The sequence below is a fragment of the Leucobacter sp. NPDC058333 genome, assembly GCF_042726155.1.
Classification (GTDB): Bacteria; Actinomycetota; Actinomycetes; order Actinomycetales; family Microbacteriaceae; genus Leucobacter.
Map to the genome: position 1 here is coordinate 724046 of NZ_JBHXHV010000001.1, position 19007 is coordinate 743052.

At 67.0% G+C, this 19007-nt stretch carries 16 protein-coding genes; 6 read left to right on the plus strand and 10 right to left on the minus strand.

Annotation, left to right across the window (positions count from 1 at the left end; genetic code table 11):
- Nucleotides 1-32: 32 nt before the first annotated feature.
- Entirely contained in the window at nt 33-2759 is a 2727-nt protein-coding gene (locus tag ACFWHR_RS03275; protein ID WP_382446837.1) for an aminotransferase class I/II-fold pyridoxal phosphate-dependent enzyme, read from the minus strand.
- A 173-nt stretch (nt 2760-2932) separates the two neighbouring features.
- Here ACFWHR_RS03275 and ACFWHR_RS03280 point away from each other — a divergent pair, with 173 nt between their 5' ends.
- The 3 genes from ACFWHR_RS03280 (at nt 2933) to ACFWHR_RS03290 (ending at nt 5348) form a co-directional block, all read left to right on the plus strand.
- Nucleotides 2933-3418, plus strand: coding sequence for an SIP domain-containing protein (locus ACFWHR_RS03280; RefSeq protein WP_382446838.1), 486 nt, complete (start codon nt 2933-2935; stop codon nt 3416-3418).
- Nucleotides 3419-3507: 89 nt separating this feature from the next.
- Entirely contained in the window at nt 3508-4947 is a 1440-nt protein-coding gene (locus ACFWHR_RS03285; protein ID WP_382446839.1) for an NAD(P)H-quinone dehydrogenase, read from the plus strand.
- A gap of 17 nt (nt 4948-4964) precedes the next feature.
- On the plus strand, nt 4965-5348 hold the full coding sequence (locus ACFWHR_RS03290; protein WP_382446840.1) for a cupredoxin domain-containing protein: 384 nt from the start codon (nt 4965-4967) through the stop codon (nt 5346-5348).
- On the opposite strand, the gene ACFWHR_RS03295 is transcribed toward ACFWHR_RS03290, so the two are convergent.
- The 8 genes from ACFWHR_RS03295 to ACFWHR_RS03330 form a co-directional block, all read right to left on the minus strand.
- Nucleotides 5291-6865: an amidase gene (locus ACFWHR_RS03295; RefSeq protein WP_382446841.1), complete on the minus strand. Its 1575-nt coding sequence runs from the start codon at nt 6863-6865 to the stop codon at nt 5291-5293. The two genes, ACFWHR_RS03290 and ACFWHR_RS03295, sit on opposite strands and share 58 nt — an antisense overlap.
- A gap of 17 nt (nt 6866-6882) precedes the next feature.
- A complete protein-coding gene (locus tag ACFWHR_RS03300) occupies nt 6883-8175 on the minus strand; it encodes a M20 family metallo-hydrolase (RefSeq protein ID WP_382446842.1) in 1293 nt (430 codons plus the stop codon).
- Nucleotides 8172-9602 carry an MFS transporter gene (locus tag ACFWHR_RS03305; RefSeq protein ID WP_382446843.1) on the minus strand — a complete coding sequence of 477 codons (1431 nt, stop codon included), beginning with the start codon at nt 9600-9602 and terminating at the stop codon, nt 8172-8174. The genes ACFWHR_RS03300 and ACFWHR_RS03305 overlap by 4 nt, the downstream gene beginning before the upstream one ends.
- 94 nt (nt 9603-9696) lie before the next feature.
- A complete protein-coding gene (locus tag ACFWHR_RS03310) occupies nt 9697-10653 on the minus strand; it encodes a LysR family transcriptional regulator (protein ID WP_382446844.1) in 957 nt (318 codons plus the stop codon).
- Between the two features lie 62 nt (nt 10654-10715).
- Nucleotides 10716-12071, minus strand: a complete 1356-nt coding sequence (locus tag ACFWHR_RS03315) for a class I SAM-dependent RNA methyltransferase (RefSeq protein WP_382446845.1) — start codon at nt 12069-12071, stop codon at nt 10716-10718.
- Between the two features lie 48 nt (nt 12072-12119).
- Nucleotides 12120-12392: a GlsB/YeaQ/YmgE family stress response membrane protein gene (locus tag ACFWHR_RS03320; protein WP_382446846.1), complete on the minus strand. Its 273-nt coding sequence runs from the start codon at nt 12390-12392 to the stop codon at nt 12120-12122.
- A gap of 199 nt (nt 12393-12591) precedes the next feature.
- Nucleotides 12592-12879: an ATP-dependent DNA ligase gene (locus ACFWHR_RS03325; RefSeq protein ID WP_382446847.1), complete on the minus strand. Its 288-nt coding sequence runs from the start codon at nt 12877-12879 to the stop codon at nt 12592-12594.
- Between the two features lie 41 nt (nt 12880-12920).
- Entirely contained in the window at nt 12921-13250 is a 330-nt protein-coding gene (locus tag ACFWHR_RS03330; protein WP_382446848.1) for a hypothetical protein, read from the minus strand.
- 106 nt (nt 13251-13356) lie between these two features.
- Between ACFWHR_RS03330 and ACFWHR_RS03335 the strand changes: the two genes are divergently transcribed.
- Nucleotides 13357-14004, plus strand: a complete 648-nt coding sequence (locus ACFWHR_RS03335) for a Maf family protein (protein ID WP_382446849.1) — start codon at nt 13357-13359, stop codon at nt 14002-14004.
- Between the two features lie 27 nt (nt 14005-14031).
- On the opposite strand, the gene ACFWHR_RS03340 is transcribed toward ACFWHR_RS03335, so the two are convergent.
- Nucleotides 14032-15789, minus strand: a complete 1758-nt coding sequence (locus ACFWHR_RS03340) for a PucR family transcriptional regulator (RefSeq protein ID WP_382446850.1) — start codon at nt 15787-15789, stop codon at nt 14032-14034.
- A gap of 200 nt (nt 15790-15989) precedes the next feature.
- Between ACFWHR_RS03340 and ACFWHR_RS03345 the strand changes: the two genes are divergently transcribed.
- Nucleotides 15990-17474 (plus strand): CoA-acylating methylmalonate-semialdehyde dehydrogenase, encoded by a 1485-nt coding sequence (locus ACFWHR_RS03345; RefSeq protein ID WP_382446851.1) that lies wholly within the window; start codon nt 15990-15992, stop codon nt 17472-17474.
- Between the two features lie 13 nt (nt 17475-17487).
- Nucleotides 17488-18882 carry an aspartate aminotransferase family protein gene (locus tag ACFWHR_RS03350; RefSeq protein ID WP_382446852.1) on the plus strand — a complete coding sequence of 465 codons (1395 nt, stop codon included), beginning with the start codon at nt 17488-17490 and terminating at the stop codon, nt 18880-18882.
- Nucleotides 18883-19007 lie beyond the last annotated feature (125 nt).

The window sequence follows — 19007 nt, forward strand, 5'->3', positions numbered from 1 at the left end:
CGGGGCGGTGCGGCGCGGCGGCGCCCGGCCGCCTACTCCGGGCGGAGGATGCGGTAGCCGCGGCGAGCGTCGTAACCGTGGATCTCGCGCGTGTCGAGCACCGCCATGAAGTCGAGCACCTCGGCCGAGATGACCTGACCGGGCACGAGCACGGGGAAGCCGGGCGGGTAGGGGGTCACGAAGCCCGCCGACACCGGCACCTCGCCGTTGGCCACGCGCTCGCGCAGCGCCGCCGGTGACACGTGCTCTACTGCACCGCGCTGCTGCCCGCGGAAGAACGCCGCGCGCATGTCGCCGTCTGGCAGCACGCCGTCGGTCGCGTACGCGTTCGAAAACGAGCTGAAGTCGGGCAGCGGCGGCATCGGCGTTTCGTCGGTGACGAGGAACGACGGATCCTGCTGCGCGCGCTCGTCTTCGAAGCGTTCCGCGAGCTTTACGAGCACCTCGATGAGATACGCGATAGCGCTGCGCGAGGTGCCGATGTTCGTCATGAACAGCACCGTATTTCGGCTCGTCTTGTTGACCTGAATGCCGTAGCGGTCCATCAGGTACTCGTGCTTGAACGTGTCGCCGTCGACGCCGGTGCGACTGATCTCGATGGTGATGCGCGACGGGTCGACGACAAATTCGTCGGTCGCCCACGCCTGCCACATTGATGAGAGCCCGTCGCGGAGCGGCATGGGGCGGCCCGATTCGCGATTCGCCGACGGCACGAGATCGTGTGCGGTGAGCACCCGGAACGTGCGGCGCAGCAGCGGGTGCCGCGCGATCGCCTGCGAGAGGCTGGTCGCCAAATCGAGTTGGCGTTGCACGAGCTCGAAGCCCTCGAGTTCGACCTGGCGGCGCCCGATGTCGAGCGACGACAGGATCTGATAGTTCGGCGACGTCGAGGTGTGCGTCATGTACGCCTCGTGGAATGACTCCTCGGCGTCGCGCACCCAGTCTTGGTCGTACACGTGAATCATCGAGCCCTGGCGCAGCGCGGTGAGCGTCTTGTGCGTCGACTGCGTCGCGTACACGCGAATGCGCGCCTCGGGTGACGGGATGAGCCGCTCAGACAGCCACACCTCGTCGCTCGCAGCGGCACCAGCGTCACCCCCGGCACCGTCAGGGAACAACCGCGCCTGCTGCGCCCGATACGCCGCGGCGTGCGTCGTCGTGCTGAGGTGCTGTTCGAGCCGCTTCGCGGCCGCCATCGCGGTGCGCCGCCGCGTCACGGGGTGGAACGCAGCGAACGCGAACCACGCCTCGTCCCACAGAAACACCAAATCGGGCTTGATCGCGAGGCACTCGGCCATCACCCGCTCGGGGTCGTACACGATGCCGTCGAACGTGCAGTTCGTGAGCGTGATCATGCGCACCTCGTCGAGCCGCCCCTGCGCGCGATAGTCGAGCAGCAGCTGCTTGATGCTCGAGAGCGGCACGGCCCCGTAGAACGCGAAGTCATTGAGCGGGTACGCCTCGAGGTACGCGGGGCGAGCGCCCGTGAGCATGACGGCGTGGTGGTGCGACTTGTGGCAGTTGCGGTCAACGAGCACCACGTCGTTCGGCGCCATCAGTGCCTGGTGCACGATCTTGTTCGCGGTCGACGTGCCGTTGGTGACGAAGAACGTGTGCTTCGCTCCGTAGGCGCGGGCGGCCAGATCCTGGGCCTTCTTGATGGCGCCGGTCGGGGCGAGCAGCGAATCGAGCCCGCCGGAGGTCGCTGACGTCTCGGCGAGCAGCAGATTCAGGCCGTAAAAGTCTGCGAGATCGCGAATCCACTTCGACGACACGACGGAACCGCCGCGGGCGACGGGCAGCGCGTGGAACACGCCTACTGGGCGCCTGGCGTGATCCTGAATCGCCGAAAAGAAGGGGGTGTCGTAGAGGTGCGACACTCGGCGCAGCAGTGTGAGGTGCAGCTCGAGCTGATCCTCGCGCCGAAACACCCGGCGGAAGCGGCGCGTGAGCGCGCCGGCCAGATCTTCGATGTGAGCGCCCGCGACGAGATACAGATCGAGTTCGGGCCGGATCGCGGAGAGCGTCTCGGCGAGACCCAAGACGCGCTGTACCGGCGCGAGCGAACTGCGAGGCGGGGCCGCGCTCGGCACGACCTCGGCGCGCGCAAGCCGGATCGCCTGCTGCAGATCGCGACTGAGCGTTTGACGCGTGCGCTCGCTGAAGCCCGGGCGCACCACGCAGGCGAGGATGTTGGGGTTCGTGAGCACCGCGGCGACCGCGTCGTCGGCAGATGGCACCACCACGTAGTCGTAGACGAAATCGTCGGCGGCCGCGCGCAGGCGCAGCACCTCAGCGCGCAGTCCGTCGCGATCCTGCGCCGTTGTCTCATCGACGACCAGCACCTCGAAACGGGGCCGAGGGTCTGAGTCGACAGTGAACTCGGCGCGCTCCTGCTCATCAAGGAACTCGTCGCGCGGCTCGTCGGGCACGGTGTCGTTGCGCAGGCGCTTAACGACGCGGCCGATACGGTCGAGCGCAGTGCGGTAATCACCGGTCTCGAGCAAATCGCCGATCGCCCGCACGTAGCGCTGCCCGAACCCGGCCCAGTAGAGCTCGATCGCTTCGAGCGCGCGCAGGTTGCGGTGCACCTCTCCATCGGCGGCGAGGGTGTCGGGCGAATCCGAGTCAGTCGCGAGACGCTTCACCGCGAACCGCAGGTATTCCCAGGCGTCGCTTCGCAATCGCCACGACGATGCGGGCATTCCGGGGTCTCGCTCGAGCACCGCCGGGGCTGCGGAGGGGTCGGTCCTCGTCATAGCTGTGCAGTCCTTCCAACATCTTCGTTCGGTGGGGCGCGGAGCGTTCCTCAGTGATTTCTGATCTTAGGCGACCGGTGATGCGCGGCCGGGCACGTGACGCCCCGCGACCAATGTCATCGAATTCGCTGTGAGATCTTCCGACCTTGGTTAGGTTCACCTAAGATGAAGGCGTGAACTACTCCGAATCGTCCGACTTCCCCGAGGCTGTCTCGGTCATCGACCCCGACGGGATCGACTGCGTGCTCGCTGCCGGCGACGCATCAGACCTGGTGCAGCTCGGCGAGTGGTTGCGTGAACTTCCCGACACGTCGTACGGGCGAGTGTTCATCGAAGTGTTCTCAGAGATTCAGATCGAGACGCTGCCGGCTCCGCCTCTCGTGGGCGTGACGTGGCTCTGTCGCGAGCAGCGCGCTGAGAGCCCGCGACCCGGCGTGGGGCGCCCGCGCGGCGAGGCGCTCGCCGGAGCGGTCGATGCCTGGTTTGACGAGTGGCTGTGGGCCGACGGCGAGGCCGTTCGCAACATCCAGCTCTGGATGGGCGCGCGCACCAGCTCCGTCATGCAGTCGTACTGGATGGGCCTCGATCACCGACTCGAGAAGCGCTGGCCGGGCTACTGCGAGCGCGAGTGCCGCACGGAGTGCCAGCGCGGGGAGTAGTCCCGCGGCGCGACCCGCTCTCTCTCCCCCCCCCCCCCCCGCAGCATGCCTCGCCAGCGTGACCCCGCTCGGCTGCGTAGACTTGCCCCATGGCGAAAGCGAATGAACGTAAGCATCGGATCGCGATAGTCGGCGGCGGCCCGGGCGGCTATGAAGCCGCACTCGCCGGAGCCCAGCTCGGCGCCGAGGTCATCTTGATCGAGCGCGCCGGTGTCGGCGGCGCGGCCGTGCTCACCGACGTCGTCCCGTCGAAGAGCCTCATTGCTACCGCCAGCGCGGCTCAGAGCGTGCGCGATTCGGGCAAGCTCGGCGTGCAGGCTTTCGTGCCCGGCGGTGACGGCAAGCCCGTGCGCCCCGAGATCGCCGTGAATCTTGCAGCCGTCAACAAACGACTGCTCGCGATGGCGGGTGCCCAGTCCGTCGACATGCTGCGCTCGCTCGAAGAAGCGGGAGTGCGCGTCGTACAGGGCGAAGGCCGTCTCGACGGGCACAATGCCGTCGTAATTTCGACCGCTGCGGGCGGTGGCGGCACCGACTTCGACCGCGTCGAGGCCGACACGATCGTTGTCTCGGTCGGATCAAGCCCGCGCGAGCTCGACTCGGCAAAGCCCGATGGTGAGCGCATCCTCACGTGGAAGCAGCTCTACGATCTTCCCTCCGTGCCCGAGCACCTCGTGGTCGTCGGCTCCGGCGTGACCGGTGCCGAGTTCGCGAACGCCTACCGCACCCTCGGCTCCGAGGTGACGCTGGTCTCGAGCCGCGAACAGGTGCTGCCGGGTGAGGATCGCGACGCCGCCGGCGTTATCGAGCGTGAGTTCACCCGCCTCGGCATGCAGGTGATGTCGAAGTCGCGTGCGACCTCGGTCACGCGCACGAAGGAGGGCGTGCTCGTCGAGCTCGAAGACGGCCGCACCATTGAGGCGACGCACTGCCTGATGGCGGTCGGCTCGATCCCGAACACCGAGGGTCTCGGCCTCGCCGAGGCTGGAGTTTCGCTCACCGACAGTGGCCACATTCGCGTGAACAAGGTTGCCCGCACGAACGTGCCCTCGATTTACGCAGCGGGTGACTGCACCGACTTCTTCCCGCTCGCGTCGGTGGCGTCGATGCAGGGTCGCACCGCGATCATGCACGCGCTCGGCGACTTCGTGCGCCCCATCGATCTGCGCAACGTCGCCGCGAACGTCTTCACGTACCCCGAAATCGCGACCGTCGGCTGGAACGAGAACTCCCTTGCGGAGGCGTCAGATGTCGCGAAGGCGATCTCACACACGATCCCGCTGAGCCTGAACCCGCGCGCAAAGATGATCGGCTTCACCGACGGTTTCGTGAAGCTCTTCGCGTGGAAGGCTTCGGGCACGGTGATCGGAGGCGTCGTCGTCGCGCACCGCGCAAGCGAGCTGATTTTCCCGCTCGCGCTCGCGGTGGAGCACCGACTCACGGTCGACCAGGTCGCCTCGGCGTTCGCCGTCTACCCGTCGATGACGGGCGCAATCACCGACGCGGCCCGCGCGCTGCACCAGCACTGAGCGGGGAGCTGGTTTCAATGACGCATGACATCTCACGGCGTCGCTTGCTGAGCGGTGCCGCAAGCGTGTTCGGGATCGGGGCCACCGCCCTGCTCGTGGGCTGCGCCCCCGGCAAACCCGAGCCCGTGCCCTCCGATGACGACGTGAAGGCGGTCGTGACGGTCACCGTGTCCGACAACACGTACGACCCCGCAGAGGTTGAAATCGCGCCCGGTCAGGCGGTCCGCTGGGAGTTCGTCGGCCCCAACGAACACGACGTCGTGGCCGAAGATCGCAGTTTTGTCACCGAGCTGGTCACCGAGGGCAGCTACACGCACCGCTTCTCGAAGGCTGGCGAGTTCAACTACATCTGCTCGATACACCCCGAGATGCGCGGCGTGGTGCGGGTGGTCGCGCCGTAGTTCGATGGCTCGCTGAGCGACGAGAGTGACGGAAACGGCGGCATCGGCACGAGGTCAGAGATGGCTGAACCGGCCCGAAACACCGAGGCTTCGGCGAACGGATGACCGACAACCTGCACGCCAATCGGCACGCCGACGGGTGACACCCCAGCCGGAACGGCGAGTACGGGCACCCGGTTTGCGATGTTAAACGGGCTCGTCAGGTGCGCTTCCCAGTAGTGTGCGAGGTGCCGCGGCGTGCCGTCGTGGTCGTGAACATCAATCCCGTCGAGATAGTCTCCGTCGGCGTCGAGCATTTCGACCGCCTGAGTGGGTGCCAGCAGCACGTCGACGCCCCGCATTGCAGTGGCAAGCTCGGCCTGCACGGCCGCGTCGAGCGCGAGCGAGTCGGGCAGGCTCACGTCGGCCGCGGCACGCTCGGCATCCGCGATGAATCGGCGGGTGTACACCGCGAGCTGTGACTCCGTGCCCGCGGTGAGCCGTGTCATCGCTGGCCCGAGGATGTGCCCGAAGTGAGCGAAGGCGGTGCGGCGCAGCCGCTCGGTGGTCCACGGTAGCGTGACCTCGATGATCTCGGCGCCGGCAGCTTCGAGGGCCCGCGCAACGCGCAGTGTGCGGTCGCGGATTGACGCCGCGACGGGATAATCGCCGAGTGTGAGTGAGAGGCCGATGCGGAGCCCCCGCGCCCCCTCGGCGCCGCGCAGGGCGGCTGTGAGATCGCTCCCGCCGTGCGGCCCCCACGACGCGTGGTCGGCCGCGTGACGCCCGCTCATGACCTCGGCAAACAGCGCCGTGTCGGCGACCGTCCGGGCCATGGGGCCATCGCCCCGATACCAATCCGCCGACAGCGGGGCGATTCCGGGAATCCGGCCATAGGGGGCCTTGTAGCCGACGGTGCCCGTGAACCCCGCTGGCACGCGCGTGCTTCCCGCGATGTCGGATGCCGTTGCGAGCACTGCCATGCCAGCCGCGAGCGCTGCCCCCGCGCCGCCCGACGAGCCACCGGGGGTGGCCGCGAGATTCCACGGATTACGGGTGACGCCCCACATCGGGGAGTGCGTTGTGGTCGCGCACGAGAACTCGGGGGAGGTCGTACGTCCGTGGATCACCCCGCCCGCTTCGAGGATGCGCTGCACGACCGGGTGGTGAGCGGTGGCCACCTCGCCGCTGCAGGCGGCGAGACCCTGCACGAGTGAGCGCCCCGCGATCCCGTGCTTCTCTTTTGTTGCGATGGGGATGCCGAGTAGCGCTGGGAGTGGCGCATCGCCCGGGCGGGCCGCCGCAAACGCGGCGTCTGCCGCTCGCGCGGCCTTCCGGGCTGAATCGGCGAGCACCTCGGTGAAGGCGTTCACGCCTCCCCGCTCGGCGTCACCGTTAACGTCTTCGATGCGAGCAAGCGTGGCCTCAAGGAGTGCGCTCGGGGTGAGATCGCCGTGTTCGAATCGTCGCCGTGCGGTGTGAGCGTCGATGTGAGCGAGGTCCTGAACTGCAGTGCCGGTTGGGGTGGTGACTGACATGGCGGCTTACCCCTCACTCACGCGTGCGCCGCGGCGGTGGCGGAGGTACCCGACAACCCGGCGTCTTCCGCTTGAAGCGCCCCGTGCGCGAGTCGCCACCCGACCTCGGCCAGCATCGCGACACCCTCGACCATGTCTTCGTCTCGGGTGAACTCCCGTTCGCAGTGGCTGACGCCATCGACCGACGGCACGAACAGCATGACGGTTGGCACGATCCGGTTCATTGCGACCGAATCGTGGCCCGCCATCGTGCGGATGCGCCGCGAACCGAGGCCGAGCTCAGCGGCGGCCGCCTCGGCGAGGGCCAGGCCCGATTCGGGGTAGTGCTGGTTATCTCGCACGTCGAAATCGCGGGCATTGATCGTGAGCCCGTAGGCGTCGGCGATCTCCGTGACGTCGGCGAGGAGTTGATCGCGCGCGGCGAGCACCGTAGCTGCGTCGTCGGCGCGGAGGTCGGCGATGAGGTGCACCCGTCGTGCCACCACGATGGGGGAGTTCGGCTCCAGCGTGAGCTGGCCGACGGAGGAGACGAGGGTTTCTGGTTCAAAGAGGTCGGTGACCTCGTGAACCTTCGCGATCACCTTGGCGGCACCCAGCAGTGCGTCGTGCCGATCCGCCATGGCGGTCGCGCCCGTGTGGGACTGCTCGCCGAGCACCTCGATGTCGAGCTTCTGGGTGTACCAGCTGCGATCGACGGCACCGATCGTCAGGCCCTCGCGCTCGAGGATGCGACCCTGTTCGATGTGGATTTCAGCGTAGGCCGAGACGACCGGCCGCTCGTCAGTGCCGAGATATCCGATGCCCGCGAGCGCCTCGCGCACGCTGATGCCGCTCAGGTCTCGCACCTCGAGCATCTCCTGCTCGTTCTTGATGCCGGCGAACACGGAGCTCCCCATGATCGACGGCGCAAACCGTCCGCCCTCTTCGTTGAACCAGTTGACGACCGCGACGTTGTACACGGGGCCGGCGGTGGCACTGACGGCGCGAGCGGCGATCCGCTCTGCCGCGTGCAGCCCGGCGATCACGCCGTAGGCGCCGTCGAAGCGACCGCCGAGTGGTTGTGAGTCGAGGTGCGAACCCAGCAGCACGTAGGGTGCGCCTGGCACGAGTTCGACGAGCGCGAATTGATTGCCGATGCTGTCGACGCGCGTCTCCCAGCCGCGTTGCTCAGCGAATGCGCGAAACCACTCACGAGTCTCGCGGTCGGCGGCGGTCGCAGCCTGGCGATCGACGCCGTGAGCCGGTGTCGCCCCAATCTGCGCGACGGCGTGAAAATCTTCGAGGAACGAAACGTCTGAATCGCGGGTCATCGGGCAACTCCTGTCGCGGGCTTCCGCTTGAGCGGGTGGGTTTCGGGAATTCGTGTGAACACAAGCACCAGGAAGACGATCGCGGCGGCAATTGCCATGTACACGCCCGGGCTCGCGTCGAAGCCGGTGCTCTCGACGAGCCACGTGCCCACGAACGGGGCGGTGCCGCCGAAGATGGCGTAGCCGACGTTGTAGCTCACGGCGGCGGAGGTGAATCGGGTGCGCGTAGTGAAGATCTCGACGAAGAACGTGTAGCAGCCGCCGCCGTAGATGCAGACGGCACCGACGAAGATGAACTGGCCGAGAATCGCGAGCGGGAGGGATCCCGACGTCACGAGCAAGAAGGCGGGCACCGCGAGCACGGCGATGGTCGCGGCGCCAACGATCAGCATCGGTTTACGCCCGACCCGATCGCCGATGATGCCGCCGATCGGCAGCAGCAGCGCGTAGAGCAGCATCGCTGCGGCGTTCGCGAGCAGGGAGCTCTCGCGAGAGAGATCACCGGCCGTTTGTACGTAGGAGACGAAGTAGCCGGAGAGGAAGTAGAACCCCATCGCGGTGAGCCCCATCACCATGATGACCTGGAGCATCTTCAACCAGTTCTCGCGAAAAGCATCGCGGATCGGGGTCTGGCGTTCGTCGCTCTGTTGCTGTTCGGCCTGCACCTCCTTGAACGCATCCGACTCGTCGGTGCGTGAGCGGATCCAGAGACCGAACGCGGCGAGCGGCAGCGCGAGCAGAAATGGCACGCGCCAGCCCCAGCCCTCGAACGCTTCGGCCGAGAGGTTCTGCGAGAGCATCAAGATCAGCGCGCCCCCGATGACCGATGGCAGCGCCGTCGCTGCGAGCGTGATGTTCAACCACATGCCGCGGCGATGCTTCGGTGCGTGCTCGAACACGAAGGCGGGTGCGCCGACCGACTCGCCACCGGCGGAGAAGCCCTGCAGCAGTCGGCACAGTACGAGCAGCACGGGCGCAGCAACGCCGATTTGAGAATACGTCGGCAACAGCCCGATACCCGCGGTCGCGACGCCGATCGTGAGCAGTGTGATGTAGAGCACGGGGCGACGACCGTAGCGGTCACCGATGGCGCCGAAAAACAGGCCGCCAAGCGGTCGAATGAAGAAGGCGACGCCGAAGGCGGCGAACGTCGAGAGGAGTCCGACGGCCGGGTTGTCGCTCGGGAAGAAGAGTGTGGCCAGCGTCAGCGCAGAAAGGCCATAGAGGCTGAAGTCGTAGAACTCGATGAACTGGCCGACGCTGCCGGCGAGCAGTACGCGAAGACGTTTCTTGTCGAGTTGTTTGCGTTCCGCGACCGGCAGGGGTCCTGTTGGCAGGTTGACCGGGTCAGTGGGTGGAAACGTCGTCCCGTGTTCGGACGGGGGAGCGGTTGCGAGCGGGCGGGCTTGATCGGAATTCGGCGTCATTGCGTCCTCCATGAGTGTCCCGGTCGGGTCGGGTCGGTGCGCGGCATCGGCGGTGACCGGGTTCCCCAATCCTCGAAGACGGGGCAGGTCACGTCTAATGGGAAGTTTCGTTGTCGCCGATCGAAGGAGTCGATGACCGCGTGCGGCCAGCGTAAATGTCCCGACAGGTTTCAATGAACGCCTGTGCCTTGCGCGTCGACGAGATGTCGCGGCGCTGCACGAGTGAGACCTCCGTCGGTGGGAACTCGTCGGAGAGCCTGAGCGGAATCACGCGCTTGCCCGAGTAGGTCAGGCTTTGGTCGAGCCACTGATTCAGGATCGAGTACCCGTGCCCCCGCGCGACGTACGAGCGCACAGTCTCGTAGCCGAGTGACACGTGCCTGATGCGCGGTTCGAGCCCGAGTTGTCGAAACAGGCGCAGGTAATAATCACCCGTGTGGGGCAGGTTCAGCAGAATGAAGGGTTCATCGGCGAACTCCCGGAGGCTCACGACGGATCGCCCGGCGAGCGCCTGGGCCCGCGCCTCCGGCACGATCACGTGGGGCGGCACGCGGTCGATGACAGTGCGTTCGAAGCGATGGTCCACACCGAGGTCGTACATCAGCGCCACTTCGCAGCGCCCGTCGTGCAGGGCGTCTTGCAGGCTGCCCTGGTCGCCCTCGAAGAACGTCAGTTGCACGTCAGGGTAAGCCGCCTCGAACCGGTCGAGTATCTCTGGCGCGCGAAACGGGGCGAGTGGCGCATAGATGCCAACAGTGAGCTCGCCCGAGAGCGCCGCGCTCGCCGAACGCACCGACGTCGCGAGCAGCTCCGCCTCTTCGAGCAGGGCTGGGCCGCGCGCGAGTAACGTTCGCCCGGCGGGTGTCAACTGGAGGCCACGCCCGCGGTCGCGCGTGAAGAGCTCGACAGCGAGCTCGCGCTCGAGCTGCGAGATCGCGCTCGACAGTGTCGACTGCGTGACGCTGAGTTCGGCCGCGGCAGCCGTCATGTTTTCGAGCCGCGCGACCGCGCTGAAATACGAGAGCTGTACCAGTGTGAACGCCGTTGTCATGTCCCCATGATCGCAGCGAACTATTTCAGCGCGGTTGCGGAGGTGCAGGTGTCGCGGTGCGCCTACGCCCGCTGGAAAACAGCGAGCGACTCGAAGTGGTGCGTATGCGGGAAGATATCGAACGCGCGGAGCCCCGTGAGGTCGTACCCGGCATCACGCAGCGACTTCGTGTCGCGCGCGAGCGCCACGGGATCGCAGGCAACGTACACGATGTTTGCCGGGGAGAGTTCAACAAGCTGCGCGGTCACACCATTGCCGGCGCCCGAGCGGGGCGGGTCGAGCACGACGGTGCCGCGTCGCAGCCGATCCCGAACCGGGGCAGCGGCCTTGAGTAGATCGGCCAGGTGGCGATCGACGCGTGCGGTGTGCGCGAGCGCGCCGACGATCTCTGAGAGATTTTCTGCGGCGTCTTCTGTAGCGGAGGGGTCTGACTCGACGGTCGCGATCTTGACTCCCGGGCCAGCGGCCTCGGCGACGGCAGCGGCCAACAGCCCGGCGCCACCGTACAGGTCAAGGTTGCCGGCCCCCGGCTCGAAGCGCCCCTCAGCAATGAGATCGGATACAGCATCGCGCACCGCGGTGAACAGCACCGCAGGAGCAGCACGGTGGACTTGCCAGAAACCGCCAGCGCGCACGAGGAATCCGCGATCCTCCACCCACTCGCGAATCGCATCGGCTGAGCCGGAGCGCTGCTTCTCGCCCGCGAGCGTCAGCAGCATGCGGGGGTCATCGCCCGACGGGGCGACGAGATCGATGGTTTCGACGCCGGGCATGAGATCGGCGAGCGGCGCAATCTGATTGACGGCCTGCGATGCCAACGGCAGCGATTCGACCGGGATCACGCGGCGACTGCGCGCCGCGTAGGGGCCGACGGCGCCGGTTTCTGGATCGACGTGCAGCCGAACGCGCGTGCGGTAGTGCAGACCCGTATCTGCGTCAGTGTCGGCGTAGGCGTCGGACTCGTCGTCGATAAACCCGGGCGCTGGCTCGACGATCTCGGCGAGTGCGCTGGGGAGGTCTTCGTCACCCTCAGTGGCGAGTTCTACTCCGCCGAAGCGCTTCATTGCGTCTGCGAGTACTTCCGCCTTCAGCGAGCGCTGGCGATCAAGCGAGATGTGGCCGAATTCTGCGCCGCCGGCGCGATCCTCTGGAGCGCGGGTGACGGCTGCTTCGGCCCAAATGTGTTCGCGGCGATCGGCGGAGGCTTCGAGAACCTCGATCGTCGTCGCGCGAGCGAACGATTTCTTACGTGCGTCGGTGACGAGGGCGCGAACGCGCTCGCCGGGAATCGCGTCAGCGACGAAAACGACGCGACCTTCGTGGCGTGCGACACCGACACCGCCGTGGGCGATGCCGGTAACGACGAGGTCGACCTCTGCGCCGGGTTCGAGAGGGGCTGAGCTGTGCAATGCAGACATGCCCCTATTCTCCCACTGCGCGAGGTCGACCTCGCTCGTCGGTGCCGATTAGGCCGCGGTGCGACCCTTGCGGCCCGTGATCAGGCCCCAGATCAGCAGCACAACAATCGAGCCACCAATTGCGACCAACCAGGTCTCAATCGAGAAGAACTCTCCGAGATCGGCGCCGAAGAGCACCGAACCAAGCCAGCCGCCGAGCAGCGCGCCGACAACACCCAGGATGAGGGTGGCGATCCAGCCACCGCCCTGACGTCCCGGCAGGATGGCCTTCGCGATGGCGCCTGCGATCAGACCGAGTAGCAAAAATCCGAGGAAACCCATGGGAGAACTCCTTCCGTTATACGGGGAGGCACGGTGCGACCCCATGTACACACCGTACGACCGTCGTGGCGGTGCAGAACAGGGGGTTGTCGCGTCTCGCCAGAAAGGTGTAGCGCGCGTGATACCAGGGAATCAGGGGTGTCGCGGCCCGCGTCTCGGCTGTGCTACTAGCGGGTGCCTAGGGACTGCGCCGCGCTCGTTAGTCTTCGGGTTCGGGGGTGATACGCAAGCCGACGGGCGAATTCGACGATGCGCCGAGTTCTTCCACCCACTTGCGGTTGATCTTGGGCGTCTCTGCACTGTCGAACTCGAAGTGCATGGGTACAGAAGGGTGTAACCAGATGCTGCGCTGTTTTCCGCTGTCAGTCCACGTGAAGAGAAAGCTCTCGTGCATCATGAACTTCGACACGATCACCGTGCGCAAGTGCGTCAGCGCGCGGTCGTCGAATTCGAAGACGTTCGTGTGGTCATAGTGCAGTTTGCCCACGGTGTACTCCTTCTGTGGGCAACGCTGCCCGATCGATGCTGTTAAGCGGGCGGGTGCTGCGCCGCGTGCAGCTCGGCTTCTTTTTCGGAGATGAGCAGCAGGCCACGCGGGGTGTTCGACAGCTCGCAGAGCACGTCGACCCAGGTGGAGTTCAGCTCTGGCAATCGGCTCCCCGAAAACCGGAAGATCAGGGGGATCGAGGGCGAGAGCCAGAGCGAGATGCGCCCGCTGCCGCGATCGGCAGGATTGGACCAGCTGAGGAAGAAGCTCTCTCGGCGCCGGAACTTCACGCCCACCGCCGCTTTGACATGCGCCAGCATCCGATCTTCGACCGGATACTCAACGGTCGCTGCGTATACCAAGTGCCCCATAACCCCAGATTGGCACGGTTTCTCAAACTTAGCTAGGGGTGCAATTCAGAGTGCCGGTGGGTGCTCAGGAAGACTGCTGATTTGCGCTGCCCGTACACTTCGAGGCATGCGTCTGATTCTCGCTTCTACGTCTCCCGCCCGACTGTCTGTGCTGCGGGGAGCCGGTATCGAGCCCGTCTGTTTTTCGCCAGAGGTCGATGAAGAGGCCGAGGTCGCGGCGCGCGAGGCGCAGCTCGGTCGCGCGCTGACAGCGCCCGAACTTACGGAGTATCTCGGCCGGCTGAAGGCGGAGGATGTGGTGCGCAGATTCGGGCCGGAGGGCACGGGCGAACTCGACGGGCTCGTGCTCGGCGGAGACTCGATGTTTCTGCTCGACGGCGAGATTCTCGGCAAGCCGCACCTGCCGGAGGTTGCACTCGAACGCTCGAAGCAGCATCGCGGGCGCACCGGGGTGCTGCACTCTGGCCACTGGCTCATTGATTGCACGGGCGGCGCGGTGCGCGGCGCCGCTGGCGCGGTAGACACCGCTTCGGTGACGCTCGCGGCCGACCTTGGCGACGCCGAACTCGCCGCGTACGTGGCGACCGGCGAACCACTCGAGCTCGCCGGTGGGTTCGCGATTGACGGCCTCGCCGGAGCCTTCATCGAACGCATCGAGGGCGCGCCGAGCTGCGTGATTGGGCTGTCGCTGCCGGCGCTGCGTCGGCTGGTTATCGGGCTGGGCCATGAATACCAGAGCCTCTGGTCGAACTGACGGGGTCGCCGCTGTCAGTCGCTGCGATCAGTCGCTGCGCGCGAGTAGCGCGACGGTCAGCGCAGTGATCGTGGTGCCGTCGGCGAGGTCGACGCCGAGCAGATCTTCGATGAGCGCGAGCCGCTGGTAGAACACAGATCGCGACAGTCGCGCCTGTTGCGCCGCCAGTGAGCGATTTGTGGGATGCGTGAGGTACGCGCGCAACACCCGAAGCAGATCGCCGCTGTGCCCAGTGCCCGTACCCGCATCGTGCGCGATCACGGGACCGAGCGTGTCGGCCGCGAACTCCTGCACCTCGGGCGTCGCAGACAGCCCGCGCACGAGGTACGCAAGCGCCTGACGCTCAGCCTGCTGCACGGTGACGCGGCCAACTGAGGCGGTCGGCCGCAGTCGCCCGGCGGCGCGCACGCGCTCAAGCGACGTGATCAGGGATCGCAGCCCTCGGCCGGGAGCACCGAGCCCGAGGTGCGCGCGCCAGGATGCTGGCGTCGGGGTCGGGATCAGCATGTCGAGCTCGTGCGCCAGCCGCGCGGCGAGCGGGGGAGCCGCGGCTGAACCCGCCGCAGCCGCGACCCGGGGGTCGTCGGCGGGAAACGAGAGCAGCGCGAGCAGCGGCGTGCGGCCAGCGCGGGCCGGGTCGCTGCTTTCCGCCGAAGCGGCGGGAGACGGGGGATCGGTGGGTTCCGCTGGATCCGGGATGAGGATCACGCGGCCCTCGGGGGCCGCGGCGCGGCGCAGCGCCGTCTCGAGCACCGCGCGCTCAAGGGAGCTGTGTCCGCCGAATTCTTCTGTACCGCGCAGCGTCGCCCCGAGCAGCACGCGCCCCTCGATTGGCAGCCCCGCCGCGGCGAGCTGGGCCGAGAGTTCGCTGTCGCTGCGGTAGCGGCCGCCCAGCAGCGCATCGAACAGGCGTTTCGAACTCAGCTGCAGCCACTGTTCGCCGTCTGGGTCCGCAAGCTTGCCGAGCGCCAGTGCAAACGCGCCGAGTTCAAGCACGGTGCGACGCCCAGCGGCGTGCGGCGGCCCCGGCAGCGCCGAGAGCCGACCCCACCGTTTCCCCTGTGCTTCCACCGCGACGGTTTCCGCCTCCGGCGGCAACGCGGGCGTCGCGCTCGCCGCCGTGCCCGCGCCAGATCCGACGCCCGATCCCGCACTCCCGACCGCCGCGACCCACGGCGCCAGTGCCTCCTGCGGTGGGAGTTCGCCCCCGGCCCAGGCGACGACCCGGCCGGCCGAGTCTTCGAGGATCACCGGCGCGTCGAGGGTCTCGGCGAGACGCTCGACCACGTAGTCGACGGGGCTGCGGTTCAGCCCGAGCTCGGTCAGCATCGTGTGCACCTCGGCGCGTGCCGCCAACGCCTCGGTCTGCGCGGCGAGCACACGCTGGTGGATGCGCTGGGTGATCTGCACGAACCGTACCTCGCGGTGCAGCACGATCAGCGGAATTCCGTGACGTTCGCACGCGTCGACGAGCTCTGCGGGCGCAGCGTCGAAGTGGGCGCCGAGCTCAAGTATGGCCGCGGCAGGGTTGGCAGTGACCACCGAGGTCGCGATGTTGTCGAGCGCCGAGTGATCCCCCGGCCAGCCTGCTCCCGTGGTGAGAATCAGCTCACCGCCCTCAAGGAGGGGGATCGCGCTCGCTCCCGCGACGACGTGCGCCCATCGAATTGAACGGCCGAGGCCTGTGCGCCCGGCGACAAGCTCGGGATCGCCGGCTTGCAGTTCAGGGAGTGCGAGGGCGTCGGTCACGGTGACGGGCGGCGCGTCGGTGCGAGTTTCAGACATATCGGACACAGTGTACGGCAGCGACGGAAATAGTGGATGGATTGTGGGTCGCTCCGGTGCAGGTCTCCTGTCACACTGGGAAATGGCGGGGTCACCGATCCCGAACAGATTGCCCGAATCGCGCGCTTGGTGCGCGACGCGCATCGCACCACACGGCACTGAACCGAACTCAGCAGCACCAGCAGAAAGCAGGCGGACGCATGGCACGCATTCCCCACGTCATTGGCGGCGAAAAGATCGACGCGGCTGAGAGCACTCAGCCCGTGTACAACCCGGCGACCGGCGAGGCGCAGCACGAGCTGAGCATTGCATCGGTCGAGACCGTCGAGCGTGCGATCGCAGCCGCGAAGGATGCGCTGCCGATGTGGCGCAAGACGAGCCTCACGAAGCGCGCCGACGTCTTCTTCAACCTGCGTCAGCTGCTGAAGCAGCGCACGCCAGAGCTCGCCGCGATTGTGACGAGCGAGCACGGCAAGGTGCTCTCGGACGCCGCCGGCGAGATTGCGCGTGGTCTCGAGAACGTCGAATTTGCGTCGGGTCTGCTGCACCTGCTGAAGGGCGAACGCGACGAGCAGGTCTCGACCGGCGTCGACGTGCACTCGATTAAGCAGCCCGTGGGCGTCGTCGCTGCGATCACTCCCTTCAACTTCCCGGTGATGGTGCCGCTCTGGATGATCGCCAGCGCGATCGCGTGCGGCAACACCGTCGTGCTGAAGCCGTCGGAGCGCGACCCCTCCGCTTCGGTCTTCATCGCCGATCTCTTCCGCGAGGCAGGCCTCCCCGATGGCGTGCTGAACGTTGTGCACGGCGGCAAGTCGGCCGTCGACACGCTGCTCGACAGCCCCGATGTGAAGGCCGTGTCATTCGTCGGCTCCACCCCGATCGCCCGCTCGATCTACCAGCGCGCCGCGACCAACGGCAAGCGCGTGCAGGCTCTCGGTGGTGCGAAGAACCACATGATGGTGATGCCCGACGCAGACATCACGGTGACCGCTGACGCGGCGATCTCGGCCGCTTACGGCTCGGCCGGCGAGCGCTGCATGGCCGTGTCGGTTGTCGTTGCGGTCGGTGACGTCGCAGATCGTCTCATCTCCGAGCTCACGAGCCGCATCGCCAACCTCACCATTGGTGACGGCACCGATCCAGCCTCCGAGATGGGCCCGCTCATCACCCGCGAGGCCAAGGAGCGCGTCGAGGGCTACGTCGCCGGCGCCGAGGCCGAGGGAGCCACGGTCATCGTCGACGGCCGCGAGGCGAAGTTCGAGGGCGACGGCTTCTTCACCGGTGTCTCACTCATTGATCACGTCAAGACCGACAGCAAGGTGTACCTCGAAGAGATCTTCGGCCCGGTGCTCGCCATTGTGCGCGTCGACAGCTACGAGGCCGGCCTCGAGATCATCAACTCGCACCAGTTCGGCAACGGCACCGCGATCTTCACGCGCGACGGCGGCGTCGCGCGCCAGTTCGAATTCGAGGTCGAAGCTGGCATGGTCGGCGTGAACGTGCCGATCCCGGTTCCCGTCGGGGCGTTCTCGTTCGGCGGCTGGAAGGACTCGCTGTTCGGCGATGCCCACATCTACGGTCCCGAGTCGATCAACTTCTACACTCGTTCCAAGGTCGTCACGACCCGCTGGCCCAACGCCGACCAGTCGAAGATCGACCTCGGCTTCCCGAGCAACCACTAAGGAGCTGACCGCAATGAGCGACTACATCGATCTCACCGGTGCCGAGCAGAGCTTCGGCGACACCGAGGCGCAGCGCGAGGTGCGCAGCAACGATCGCGAGTACGTCTTCCACTCGTGGTCGGCGCAGGGCGCGATCAACCCGCTGCCCGTGGCCAAGGGTGAGGGCGTGCGCTTCTGGGATTACGACGGTACTGAGTACCTCGACTTCTCGTCGCAGCTCGTCAACCTGAACCTGGGGCACCAGCACCCCGGGCTTGTCAAGGCGATTCAAGATCAGGCCGGGCGTCTCGCGACGATCCAGCCCGCGATGGCAAATGACGTGCGCGGCGAGCTGGCGAAGCGCATTGTGGAGCACTCGTTCGAGGGCGCCCGCTCGGTGTTCTTCACCAACGGCGGCGCTGACGCGGTCGAGTACGCCGTGCGCATGGCGCGCCACCACACCGGGCGCCAGAAGGTGCTCGCGCGGTACCGCTCGTACCACGGCTCGACCTCAACGGCGATCACGCTGACGGGTGAACCGCGCCGCTGGGCGAACGGCACGCTCGACGCGGGCGTCGTCCACTTCCACGGCCCGTACCCCTACCGTTCGGTCTTCTACTCGGAGACCCCCGAGCAAGAGACGGAGCGCGCACTCGCGCACCTGCGCTCGACTATCGAGCTAGAGGGGCCCGCGACGATCGCCGCGATCATCCTGGAGAGCGTGACGGGCACGAACGGCATCCTGATTCCGACGCCCGGCTATCTCGCTGGCGTGCGCGCACTGTGCGACGAGTTCGGCATCCTGCTGATCGCCGACGAGGTCATGGCTGGCTTCGGCCGCACCGGGCACTGGTTCGCCTTCCAGGCGTTCGACGTGAAGCCCGACCTCATCACCTTCGCGAAGGGCGTCAACTCGGGCTACGTGCCCCTGGGCGGCGTGGTCATCTCTGAGGCCGTGCACAACACCTTCGATCAGAAGCCGTTCCCGGGCGGGCTCACCTACAGCGGGCACCCGCTCGGTGCGGCGGCCGGTGTCGCGACCTTCGACATCTTCGAGGAAGAGGGCATCCTCGAGCGCGTGCGCGACCTCGGGGAGCGCGTCGTGGCGCCGCGTCTGCGCGAGATCGCGGAAAAGCACCCTGCGGTCGGCGAGGTGCGCGGCACAGGGCTGTTCTGGGCGATCGAGCTGGTGAAGGATCGCGATACGCGCGAGCCCCTCATCCCGTTCAACGCGGCTGGCGAGGCTGCGGCCCCGTTCAACGCCGTGGTGGCCGCGTGCAAGCAGGCCGGCCTGTGGCCGTTTGCCGCGGGCAACCGCCTGCAGGTGGCGCCGCCGCTGATTATTTCGGAAGCGGACCTCGTTCGCGGCCTCGACATCATCGACGAGGCCCTCTCGGTCGCCGACACCTACTACGAGGGCAAGATCTAATACCCCTCTACCCACCCCTCGCGGGGGGGGCAAATTTGGCCACAAAAAAACCCAATTTGGGGGAAAATTGAAACCCCCCGGGGGGGGTGTGGTTTGGGGGGGCATGTGTGCCGGGGGTGGGGGGC

Coding starts and splice junctions, on each gene's coding strand:
- ACFWHR_RS03275 (WP_382446837.1), bottom strand. CDS start 2,759: ATGACGAGGACCGACCCCTCCGCAGCCCCGGCGGTGCTCGAGCGAGAC.
- ACFWHR_RS03285 (WP_382446839.1), top strand. CDS start 3,508: ATGGCGAAAGCGAATGAACGTAAGCATCGGATCGCGATAGTCGGCGGC.
- ACFWHR_RS03290 (WP_382446840.1), top strand. CDS start 4,965: ATGACGCATGACATCTCACGGCGTCGCTTGCTGAGCGGTGCCGCAAGC.
- ACFWHR_RS03295 (WP_382446841.1), bottom strand. CDS start 6,865: ATGTCAGTCACCACCCCAACCGGCACTGCAGTTCAGGACCTCGCTCAC.
- ACFWHR_RS03300 (WP_382446842.1), bottom strand. CDS start 8,175: ATGACCCGCGATTCAGACGTTTCGTTCCTCGAAGATTTTCACGCCGTC.
- ACFWHR_RS03305 (WP_382446843.1), bottom strand. CDS start 9,602: ATGACGCCGAATTCCGATCAAGCCCGCCCGCTCGCAACCGCTCCCCCG.
- ACFWHR_RS03310 (WP_382446844.1), bottom strand. CDS start 10,653: ATGACAACGGCGTTCACACTGGTACAGCTCTCGTATTTCAGCGCGGTC.
- ACFWHR_RS03315 (WP_382446845.1), bottom strand. CDS start 12,071: ATGTCTGCATTGCACAGCTCAGCCCCTCTCGAACCCGGCGCAGAGGTC.
- ACFWHR_RS03320 (WP_382446846.1), bottom strand. CDS start 12,392: ATGGGTTTCCTCGGATTTTTGCTACTCGGTCTGATCGCAGGCGCCATC.
- ACFWHR_RS03330 (WP_382446848.1), bottom strand. CDS start 13,250: ATGGGGCACTTGGTATACGCAGCGACCGTTGAGTATCCGGTCGAAGAT.
- ACFWHR_RS03335 (WP_382446849.1), top strand. CDS start 13,357: ATGCGTCTGATTCTCGCTTCTACGTCTCCCGCCCGACTGTCTGTGCTG.
- ACFWHR_RS03340 (WP_382446850.1), bottom strand. CDS start 15,789: ATGTCTGAAACTCGCACCGACGCGCCGCCCGTCACCGTGACCGACGCC.
- ACFWHR_RS03345 (WP_382446851.1), top strand. CDS start 15,990: ATGGCACGCATTCCCCACGTCATTGGCGGCGAAAAGATCGACGCGGCT.
- ACFWHR_RS03350 (WP_382446852.1), top strand. CDS start 17,488: ATGAGCGACTACATCGATCTCACCGGTGCCGAGCAGAGCTTCGGCGAC.